Origin of the sequence: Corynebacterium sp. HMSC056F09, from assembly GCF_001815785.1 — a bacterium.
Taxonomy (GTDB): Bacteria; Actinomycetota; Actinomycetes; order Mycobacteriales; family Mycobacteriaceae; genus Corynebacterium; species Corynebacterium hiratae.
In genome coordinates this window covers 1-977 of record NZ_KV821942.1, presented here as the reverse complement: position 1 = coordinate 977, position 977 = coordinate 1, and the positions used below count along the sequence as shown (strand labels likewise).

Genomic DNA, 977 nt, shown 5'->3' with positions numbered 1-977 from the left:
GCTGCCTGATTGGCGATGCCGCATGATACTACATCGACCAGCGCGATGCAGGACAGCATTTCAAGGCCCTGGATATATATCCGGTAGGGGTCCGACTGGGCGGTCGCAAAAGGCGCTACCTGAGGATTGATGTCAGTGACCCTGGCACGTTCAACTGCAGCAATGATTGCGCGTTGTTCATTAGCTGACAGGGATGCGAAGTAACCGTACGGGTCGGCGGACTCGTTCATCACCTTGATCTCGTCTTGAACATTCATGATGTCCTCATCTGTGACATCACTGGTGTCTACGCGAATTTCAGCGTCTAAGTCAATTGTTGATGCGGGCAAGGGGGTAAGATTCCCCAGGTTTTGGGCAGCAGCACTTGGTGGAATGATTAAACCAAATGCGAGAACTGCTGCTGTAGATAAAGCCATGATGAATCTTGTGGCGCGATTGCGCATAAGAACTCCTGTAAATTTCGTGAAAACGATTATCCGTGACGAGGGAAACACGCATATTAGGTGCTCCTTACCCAGAGTAACAGATAATTCCTATTAGGAAACTAACAGTTGTAAAATCACCCCTAATTAGGTGTATATCCCCTGCCAATTTATCGATCACAGCTCCACACAGAAGTAACGAAGTACTACTAGTAACGCTCGTAGATTGAAGTGCCCCGAGTTTTGTTCCTAGGGGGGGCAGGGCTCAGCAGCCAAGGGGAAGGTGACCACTTCGTGTTCAACTCCTCGATGACAAAGGCCCGCAACTGCGGGTTGGTATCGAGTTTACGGGGTTTAGGCCTGGCTAAACGGTCTACAGCCCGCTTTTGCGCCACGAGGGCATCGTAGCCATGCTCAGTCATCCCCCGGGCGATTTCCCTGCTAATCGTCGACTGATTCCGGCCAAGGTGGGCTGCAATCTCACGGTGAGTAAGACCCTGATCAAGCAGATAGGCTATCGCTATTCGGTCATGGCGGATAAGACGCTTTCCGCGT

1 protein-coding gene and 1 pseudogene are annotated in these 977 nt (G+C 51.2%); both read right to left on the bottom strand.

All coding sequences use genetic code 11. The features are described from left to right. A pseudogene (locus tag HMPREF3056_RS07785) lies at positions 1–443 on the bottom strand (hypothetical protein); the annotation flags it as partial. 188 nt (positions 444–631) lie between these two features. Beyond that, on the bottom strand, positions 632–961 hold the full coding sequence (locus HMPREF3056_RS13955) for a transposase (RefSeq protein WP_371326316.1): 330 nt from the start codon (positions 959–961) through the stop codon (positions 632–634). Positions 962–977 lie beyond the last annotated feature (16 nt).